Source organism: Streptomyces capoamus (assembly GCF_014654935.1).
In the GTDB taxonomy this organism is placed as follows: domain Bacteria; phylum Actinomycetota; class Actinomycetes; order Streptomycetales; family Streptomycetaceae; genus Streptomyces; species Streptomyces capoamus.
The window spans coordinates 297,300-305,835 of sequence record NZ_BNBF01000001.1; the positions used below are offsets into that span (position 1 = coordinate 297,300).

At 73.8% G+C, this 8,536-nt stretch carries 8 protein-coding genes; 5 read left to right on the forward strand and 3 right to left on the reverse strand.

Annotated features, from left to right (window positions below; translation table 11 throughout):
* Together IE312_RS38410 and IE312_RS01420 are read left to right on the forward strand one after the other, a co-directional pair.
* On the forward strand, window positions 1-485 hold a 485-nt coding region (locus IE312_RS38410; protein ID WP_229898838.1), incomplete at its 5' end, for an electron transfer flavoprotein subunit alpha/FixB family protein.
* Between the two features lie 175 nt (window positions 486-660).
* Window positions 661-1,959, forward strand: a complete 1,299-nt coding sequence (locus tag IE312_RS01420) for a DUF6986 family protein (RefSeq protein WP_189977491.1) — start codon at window positions 661-663, stop codon at window positions 1,957-1,959.
* 142 nt (window positions 1,960-2,101) lie between these two features.
* Here the strand turns inward: IE312_RS01420 and IE312_RS01425 are convergent, their stop codons facing one another.
* Window positions 2,102-3,151: a LacI family DNA-binding transcriptional regulator gene (locus IE312_RS01425; protein WP_189977493.1), complete on the reverse strand. Its 1,050-nt coding sequence runs from the start codon at window positions 3,149-3,151 to the stop codon at window positions 2,102-2,104.
* Between the two features lie 196 nt (window positions 3,152-3,347).
* On the opposite strand from IE312_RS01425, the gene IE312_RS01430 reads away from it, so the two are divergent.
* Complete coding sequence (locus tag IE312_RS01430) at window positions 3,348-4,301, forward strand: ROK family protein (protein WP_189977495.1); 954 nt, start codon at window positions 3,348-3,350, stop codon at window positions 4,299-4,301.
* 205 nt (window positions 4,302-4,506) lie between these two features.
* On the opposite strand, the gene IE312_RS01435 is transcribed toward IE312_RS01430, so the two are convergent.
* Window positions 4,507-6,558: an NPCBM/NEW2 domain-containing protein gene (locus IE312_RS01435; protein ID WP_189977497.1), complete on the reverse strand. Its 2,052-nt coding sequence runs from the start codon at window positions 6,556-6,558 to the stop codon at window positions 4,507-4,509.
* Window positions 6,559-6,829: 271 nt separating this feature from the next.
* On the opposite strand from IE312_RS01435, the gene IE312_RS01440 reads away from it, so the two are divergent.
* Both IE312_RS01440 and IE312_RS01445 read left to right on the forward strand, forming a co-directional pair.
* Window positions 6,830-7,021, forward strand: a complete 192-nt coding sequence (locus IE312_RS01440; protein ID WP_189977499.1) for a hypothetical protein — start codon at window positions 6,830-6,832, stop codon at window positions 7,019-7,021.
* Window positions 7,022-7,175: 154 nt separating this feature from the next.
* Window positions 7,176-8,219 (forward strand): NUDIX hydrolase, encoded by a 1,044-nt coding sequence (locus IE312_RS01445; protein WP_189977501.1) that lies wholly within the window; start codon window positions 7,176-7,178, stop codon window positions 8,217-8,219.
* Here the strand turns inward: IE312_RS01445 and IE312_RS38415 are convergent.
* The coding region (locus IE312_RS38415; protein ID WP_229898840.1) for an MBL fold metallo-hydrolase at window positions 8,189-8,536 on the reverse strand (348 nt) is incomplete at its 5' end. The genes IE312_RS01445 and IE312_RS38415 overlap by 31 nt on opposite strands.

Here is an 8,536-nt window from a genome sequence, read left to right on the forward strand (position 1 = left end):
CCGCGCCGGCCGCCGGCGCCGTCGAGGCCCTGTCCGTGACCTTCTCGGACCAGGCCACCGGCACCAAGGTCACCGGCCGTACGCCGCGTGAGTCGACGGGCCGTCCGGAGCTGACCGAGGCCGCGATCGTGGTCTCCGGCGGCCGCGGCGTGAACGGCGCCGAGAACTTCTCGATCATCGAGGCCCTCGCCGACCAGCTCGGTGCGGCCGTCGGCGCCTCGCGTGCCGCCGTCGACGCCGGCTGGTACCCGCACACCAACCAGGTGGGCCAGACCGGCAAGTCGGTCTCGCCGCAGCTGTACATCGCCAACGGCATCTCCGGTGCCATCCAGCACCGCGCCGGCATGCAGACCTCGAAGACGATCGTGGCCGTCAACAAGGACGCCGAGGCCCCGATCTTCGAGCTGGTCGACTTCGGCGTGGTCGGCGACCTGTTCGAGGTCGTGCCCCAGCTGACCGAGGAGATCAAGTCCCGCAAGGGCTGATCCTCCCCAGGCGCAGTACGAGGCCCCTGTGACCGGCGCGGTCACGGGGGCCTCGGTGCATCCTGAGGGCGGTGCCGACCATCGTCCGAGAGGGTGTTGACCGGCGGGAACCACCCCGGATAACTTCATTCAACGGATTGTTGATTCCGCAAAGCGGAAAATTGGAGGGTGTGGGATGGGTCAGCAGGAGCAGGTGGCGACAAGCCTCGCCGGCGCCGTCAGCGAGGAGATCAGCGCCTCCCTCGCCCCGGTCGACGCGGAGCTGCGGCGCCGCTACCCCGGGGACCCCGGCACCCGGCAGCCCGTCCACACCGTGTACGTCCCCGGTGACGCCTTCGCCGCCGACACCCTCCGCTCCTGGGGGGACCAGGCCCTCGCGGCCCTCGACGAACACGCCCCCGACGCCGCCTCCTTCGCGGCCGTGCTCGGACTGCCGGAGGAACTGGCCGAGCCGGTCCACTCCCGCGTCCGCGCCAAGCTGGAGCGGGAGCCCGTGGAAGACCTGCGCGTGGACTTCGAGGACGGCTACGGCCCCCGGCCCGACGCCGAGGAGGACGCCACGGCCGCCCGCGCCGCCCGCCTGATCGCCGAGGCCCACCGGGACGGCACGGCGGCGCCGTACATGGGCATCCGCATGAAGTGCATGGAGGCCGCCGTACGCGACCGGGGCATCCGCACCCTCGACATCTTCCTCACCGGCCTCATGGCGGCCGGCGGCCTGCCCGAGGGTCTGGTCCTCACCCTGCCCAAGGTGACCTACGCCGAGCAGGTCACCGCCTTCGTCCGGCTCCTGGAGGCCTTCGAGAAGGCGCACGGCCTGGACGCCGGCCGCCTCGGCTTCGAGATCCAGATCGAGACCAGCCAGGCGATCCTCGCCACCGACGGGACCGCCACCGTCGCCCGCATGATCCAGGCCGCCGAGGGCCGCGCCACCGGCCTGCACTACGGCACCTTCGACTACAGCGCCTGCCTCGGCGTCTCCGCCGCCCACCAGGCCAGCGACCACCCCGCCGCCGACCACGCCAAGGCGGTCATGCAGGTCGCGGCGGCCGGCACCGGCGTGCGCGTCTCGGACGGCTCCACCAACGTCCTGCCCGTCGGCCCGGCCGCCAAGGTCCACGACGCCTGGCGCCTGCACTACGGCCTCACCCGCCGCGCCCTCGCCCGCGCCTACTACCAGGGCTGGGACATGCACCCCGGCCACCTCCCCACCCGCTACGCGGCCGTCTTCGCCTTCTACCGCGAGGGCCTGGAGCAGGCGGCGGCCCGGCTCACCCGGTACGCCAACCGGGCCGGCGGCGACGTCATGGACGAGCCCGCCACCGCCAAGGCCCTGAGCGGCTACCTGCTGCGCGGCCTGGACTGCGGAGCGCTCGACATGGCCGAGGTCGCCCGCCTCACCGGCCTGACCCGCGCCGACCTGGAGAACTTCGCGACCCCCCGCCGCGGCGACCTGACGGCCTCGGCGCAGTAGGCAGGGAGGAGCGGGGAAGGGACCGGGTGCAGGCAGGGAACCCCCTGAGCGGCAGTGCGCACAGGGGACCCCGGAACACCTGCGCCCGCGGCCTGCCCACACCCGGCTGACGGTCCGGCCGGCCCGGCGCCCGGGGTTGCGGTCAGTCCGCCGGGGGCAGTTCGCCCGAGCCGCGGGTGACCAGGCGGGTCGGCAGTTCGATCCGCTCGGGAACGAGGAGGGTGCCGTCCAGCTGGCGGAAGAGGCGCTCCGCGGCGGTGCGGCCGAGGGCCGCGGCGTCCTGGGCGACGACCGTGACGCCCGGCTGGAGCAGGTCGGCCAGTTCGATGTCGTCGAAGCCCACGAGCGCGACCCGGCGCGTCTGCTCGGCCAGGACCCGGATCACGGTGACCGTCACCCGGTTGTTGCCGGTGAAGACCGCGGTGACCGGGTCGGGGCCGGACAGCATCTCCTGCGCGGCCCGGCGCACCCGCTCCGGGTTCGTCGCCCCCAGCGACATCCAGCGCTCCTCGACGGTGATGCCCGCGTCCCGCATGGCCGCCCGGTAGCCGCGCAACCGCTCGGCCGCGGTGTGGATGCGGGGCATGTCGCCGATGAACCCGATCCGCCGGTGGCCGTGCGCGATGAGGTGGGCGACGCCGTCGCGGGCGCCGCCGTAGTTGTCGGAGAGCACCACGTCCGCGTCGATCCGGCCGGCCGGACGGTCCACGAACACGGTCGCCACACCGGCCCGGATCTCCGGCTCCAGATAGCGGTGGTCGTCCCCGGCCGGGATCACCACGAGCCCGTCCACCCGGCGCGCGCACAGGGCCAGGGCGAGCTCCTGCTCGCGGTCGGGGTCCTCGGCGCTGGAGCCGTTGATCAACAGCGCCCCGTGCGCGCGGGCCACCTCCTCCACGGCCCGGCTCAGCGGGCCGTAGAACGGGTCCGCGAGATCCTCCAGGACCAGGCCGATGCTCGCCGTCCGGCCCTTGCGCAGCACCCTGGCGCTGTCGTTGCGGCGGAAGCCGAGCGCCTCGATCGCCTCCTGCACCCGCCGTTCGGTGTCCGGGGTGACCCCGGGCTCGCCGTTGACCACCCGGGAGACCGTCTTCAGGCCCACTCCGGCACGCGCCGCCACGTCCTTCATCGTCGGGCGGTTGCCGTACCGGTTCCCGGGAAGGCGGTCTGCGCGGCGGGTGGTCTCGGGCACGATGCTCTGTCCTGTCTCGTACGGGGAGCTGCGGGATCCGGTGGGCTTGTATGAGGATGTGGCGTCGAGCATAGAGCCTGGACAACGTTGTCAGATGCGAGAGAGACTGTCCACCGCTGTCTCCGGCCTGCGCCCCCACCGCTTGACCGGCCTGCCTTCTGTGGTTTTCAAGCTTCAACGGGGAGAACTGACTCTGATGCACACCGATCTCGTGGCGGCCCTGGACATCGGCGGCACCAAGATCGCCGGCGCGCTGGTGGACGGCGACGGACGGATCCTGGCCCGGGCCCAGCGCGCCACGCCCGCCCAGCAGCACGGCGAAACGGTCATGCGGGCCGTGGCGGAGGTGCTCGGCGATCTCGCCGGGTCGCCCCTGTGGGGACGCGCGCGCTCGATCGGTATCGGCAGCGCCGGCCCGGTGGACGCCTCGGCCGGCACCGTCAGCCCGGTGAACGTGCCCGGCTGGCGGAACTTCCCGCTGGTCGACCGGGTCCGTGCGGTCACCGGGGGCCTGCCGGTGGAGCTGATCGGCGACGGGGTCGCGATCACGGCGGCCGAGCACTGGCAGGGCGCGGCGCGCGGCCACGACAACGCGCTGTGCATGGTGGTCTCGACAGGTGTCGGCGGCGGACTGGTGCTGGGCGGCCGGCTGCACCCCGGACCGACCGGCAACGCCGGGCACATCGGCCACATCAGCGTCGATCTGGACGGCGATCCCTGCCCGTGCGGCTCGCGCGGCTGTGTCGAGCGCATCGCCAGCGGCCCCAACATCGCCCGCCGGGCCCTGGAGCACGGCTGGCGGCCCGGCCCGGACGGTGACGCCTCGGCCGCCGCGGTGGCCGCCGCCGCCCGCGCGGGCGACCCGGTCGCCGTGGCCTCCTTCGCGCGGGCCGCACAGGCGCTGGCCGCCGGGATCGCGGCCACCGCGACCCTGGTCGAGATCGACATAGCGGTGATCGGCGGCGGGGTCGGCAAGGCGGGCGACGTGCTGTTCGCGCCGCTGCGCAAGGCCCTCACCGACTACGCGGCCCTGTCCTTCGTGCAGCGGCTCACCGTCGTACCCGCGCAGACGGGCACCGACGCCGGCCTGGTCGGCGCCGCGGCCGCGGCCCTGGCCCGCACCCCGGACGTGCCGGCGGCGAGCCGCTAGGCCCTGCCGTTCCCGGCCTCCCTGGCCGTCCTGGCCGTCCTGCCGGGCCGCCGCCAGGTCCGCGCTGCCTTCGAGCCGAGCCGGGTCTTCAGGCGGGCCGCGGGGCCGCCGCAGCCGCCCGTGCCGCGGGGCCGCCCCAGCCCGGGCCGCCGGGCGGTCGTGGGGCCGGGGCGGCGTCGGCGTACCGGTGTGCCGCGTGAGCGGGTCAGCAGTCGAGCCGGGCGTCCGCCCAGTCCGCGTGGTCCGAGTCGATGCCGTCGCCGCCGTCGGTGACGACGAGCCGGACCACCTGTGCGCCGGTGATGTCGGCGGTGAGCGCCCGCGCGGGCATCGCGTTGGTCAGCACCCCGGTGGACGCGGCCCTGGTGCCGTCCGCCCAGATCTCGAACGCGACGGTGCCCTTCGTGTCCTTCTCGTCGTCCACGCCGACGTCCGCGGTGACCTTCTCGCAGTCCTTGCCGGTGTAGAAGGAGATGTCGCTGAGGGCGTGGACGCCGAGCCCCTTGGTGTACACCGTGCCGCCGATGGTCAGCGGGTGTCCGTCACCGGCGGCGTCCTCCCCGTTGCTGGTGTCGCGCTCCACGGGCCCCCAGCCGTTGGTCGCCGACAGCCGGGGCAGGTCGCCCAGGTACGACGTCCCGCCGGGCGGCGGAACCACGACGGACGCGGTCAGCGGGACCTCGGCGGTGACCCGCGTCCCGGTCGGCGAGCGGTAACCGGTCCGCAGCGTCAGGCCGTAGGAGCCGGTCGGGGTGCCGGCCGGGGCGGTCACCCGCCAGTCGGTGCGCAGCGTCTCACCGGTGGCGAGGGCGGTCGCCGTGGTCGGCGAGGCGGCCCGCACGGTCCAGCCGGCGGGGCCGTCCAGGGTCACGGACACCCGCTGCGCGGGTGTGCGCCCGAGGTCGGTGACGGTGCCGGTCAGTGTGGCCGGGGTGCCCGCCTGCAGCAAGGGGCTGCCGTCCAGGCCGAGTTCGACGGCGGGCGGCTGGGTCGCCCAGCGCGGGTCGGCCTGGACGCGGAGCAGGACCGTGCCGTGGGCGGGGACGGTGGCGGCGATGGTGCCGGCGGTGTTGTAGGTGCGGTGCTGCCACAGGTCGCGCAGGGTATAGCCGGCGGCGGCGGGCAGGCCGACGGTGCCCGCGGTGGTGGCGATCCGCTGGGCGGCACCGGACTCGTTGAAGAGGGCCACCGCGCGGCTGCCGTCCTTCATCTCCTTGGCGACGACCCAGCGTCCGCCCGCGGAGGAGACGACGGTGCCCTGCTTGCCGAGCGGGTCCTGGTCGACGGCGACGACCTCCTTGTTGCCCAGGATGTCGTAGGTCGCCTGGGAGGCCTTGCGCAGGTCGGTGCCGATGAGCAGCGGGGCGGCCATGACCGACCAGAGCGAGAAGTGCGAGCGGTACTCGGTGTCCGTCATCCCGCCGTTGCCGACCTCCAGCATGTCGGGGTCGTTCCAGTGGCCCGGGCCGGCGTGCGGCGCGAGGGGCAGGTTCTGCTTCAGGATCGACAGCATCGAGCTCCAGCTGTCGCTGATGTCGCCGGTGGTCCGCCACAGGTGGCCGACGTCGGCGGCCCACTCCCAGGGCTTGTTCTGCCCCCATTCGCAGATGCTGTAGACGATGGGGCGGCCGGTGGCCTTCAGTGCGTCCCGCATGGTCCGGTAGCGCTGCTGGGCGTCCACGCCCTGGTTGTTGCAGTTGTCGTACTTCAGGTAGTCCACGCCCCAGTCGGCGAACTGCCGGGCGTCGCTGTACTCGTGTCCCAGGGCGCCAGGGAAGCCCGCGCTGTTGCAGGTCTTGGTGCCGGCGCTGGTGTAGATGCCGAGTTTCAGCCCCTTGGCGTGGACGTAGTCGGCGACGGCCCTGATCCCGTTCGGGAACCGGGCGGGGTCGGGCACCAGCTGGCCGTGGGCGTCGCGGTTCGGCAGGGCCCAGCAGTCGTCCAGGTTGACGTACCGGTAGCCCGCGTCCTTCAGGCCCTTCTGGACGAAGAGGTCGGCGACACCCTTGACCATGGCCTCGTCGAACTCGGCGCGGCAGTGCGTGGAGTTCCAGTTGTTGAAGCCCATCGGCGGGGTGAGGGCGAGGCCGTCGTCCAGGGCGGGGGAGGCCTGCGCCGCCCGGGTCGCCGGGGGGACCGCCAGGGCGGGGGCGGGGAGGGCGAGGCCCGCCGCTGCCGCGCACAGCAGCCCCGCGGTGAGCGCTCCGGCCAGTCTCCGGGGGGTGGTGCGGGTCGTGCGGGTGTGAGGGTGACGCATCGTGACGCTCCTCCGACTCGCGAAACCGTGATGACGGCATATACGCGCCATCTCTGCGCGTTTACGGTAGGAGCTGTCGGAGTGTGTTGGAAGAGGTGCGTCTGGATCGGATCCAGCCGTTCGGAACTGTTCACTTCGGCGCGTACGACGGGTCCCGCGACCGTCTCGCCGGCGTCCGGTGTCCGCGCGCATCGGCCCGAGGAGCGGAGCACGGGAGCGAAGCGCCGTGGGGGTGCGTGACCCCTGGCCGTCCCGGGCAGTTGATCAGCGCATGAAGAAGCGCAGCATGCTCGCCATCGCCACCCTCGCCGCCGGATTCGTGGTGGCCGCCGTCACCCCGTCCCACGCGGCCGACGAACGGCCCCTCGGCGGTATCGACGTCGCCGACACCCTCGACTCGGCCGGTCACCTCGTCGCCCAGGACAGTCTCGACGTCGACCACGGCACCCTCGGACACGAGTAACCCCCGCCGGCGTACGGCGTGCGTGCCGGTGTCCCCGCCGCGGTGGGCACCGGCGCTCCCGTGTGGGCGCGGACGGGCGCCCTCAACGGCGGCGGGTTTCCGTGGCAGGGTGGAGCGGGCAAGCCACAGGGGGCCGACACAAGAGGGGGAGTCCGTGACCGTCGTCTGGATCAACGGCGCGTTCGGTGCGGGGAAGACCACCACGGCACGTGAACTGATCGAACTGATCCCGAACAGCACGCTCTTCGACCCCGAGGTGATCGGCGGGGCGCTCACGCACCTGCTGCCGCCCAAGCGCCTCGCCGAGGCCGGCGACTTCCAGGACCTGCCGATCTGGCGCCGGCTGGTGGTCGACACCGCCGCCGCGATGCTCGCCGAGCTGGGCGGCACCCTGGTGGTGCCCATGACCCTGCTCCGTCAGGAGTACCGCGACGAGATCTTCGGCGCTCTCGCCGCTCGCCGGATCACCGTGCACCATGTGCTGCTCGCCCCGGCCGAAACGATACTGCGCGAGCGGATAGCCGGGCGGGAGATCCCGCCCGACCCGACGGACGGCGAGCTGCGCGTACGGCAGTGGTCGTACGACCACATCGAGCCCTACCGCGCCGCCCTCGCCTCCTGGCTCACCGCCGACGCCCACCCGGTCGACACCAGCGCGCTCACCCCGTACGAAGCCGCCGTCCGCATCGCCGAGGCCGTCGGCAGCGGTGCCGTACCCGTCTGCGACATCGTGCAGACCCCGGAGCCCACCGCCGAGACGCTCGCCGCCGGGGTGCTGCTCTTCGACGAGCAGGACCGCGTGCTGCTCGTCGATCCCACCTACAAGCCCGGCTGGGAGTTCCCCGGCGGCGTGGTCGAGCGGGGCGAGGCCCCGGCCCGCGCCGGGATGCGCGAGGTCGCCGAGGAGACCGGGATACGGCTGCGGGAGGTGCCCCGGCTGCTCGTCGTGGACTGGGAGCGGCCCGTCCCGCCCGGCTTCGGCGGTCTGCGGCTGCTGTTCGACGGCGGCCGGCTGGGATCCGGCGAGGCGTCCCGGGTGCTGCTGCCCGGCCCGGAACTGCGCGACTGGCGGTTCGCCACCGAAGAGGAGGCCGCCGCGATGCTGCCGCCGGTCCGCTACGAACGCCTGCGCTGGGCCCTGCGCGCCCGCGAGCGGGGCAGCGCGCTCTACCTGGAGGCCGGCGTGCCGGTCGGCTGACCGGGCGTCCCGGCGATCGCGCGGAGCGCGGCGGCGGCGCCGCCCAGCACCGGGTCGCCGTGGCCGAAGCAGGCGACCCCTACGTCGAGACCCGCCAACCGCCTCACGGACGCGTGCAGTTGCCGCCCGTCCAGGTTGAACACGCCGGGCACCGGGACGCCGTCGACCGAGGCCACCGTGTCCCCGGTGAACAGCACGCCCTCGGCGGGCAGGAACAGCGCGATGCTGCCGTCCGTGTGCCCGGGGACGTGCACCACGCGCGCGCCGCCGCCGAAACCGAGGACGTCCCCGTCGGCCAGGTCGGTGACCGAGGACGG

Coding starts and splice junctions, on each gene's coding strand:
- IE312_RS01420 (WP_189977491.1), top strand. CDS start 661: ATGGGTCAGCAGGAGCAGGTGGCGACAAGCCTCGCCGGCGCCGTCAGC.
- IE312_RS01430 (WP_189977495.1), top strand. CDS start 3,348: ATGCACACCGATCTCGTGGCGGCCCTGGACATCGGCGGCACCAAGATC.
- IE312_RS01435 (WP_189977497.1), bottom strand. CDS start 6,558: ATGCGTCACCCTCACACCCGCACGACCCGCACCACCCCCCGGAGACTG.
- IE312_RS01440 (WP_189977499.1), top strand. CDS start 6,830: ATGAAGAAGCGCAGCATGCTCGCCATCGCCACCCTCGCCGCCGGATTC.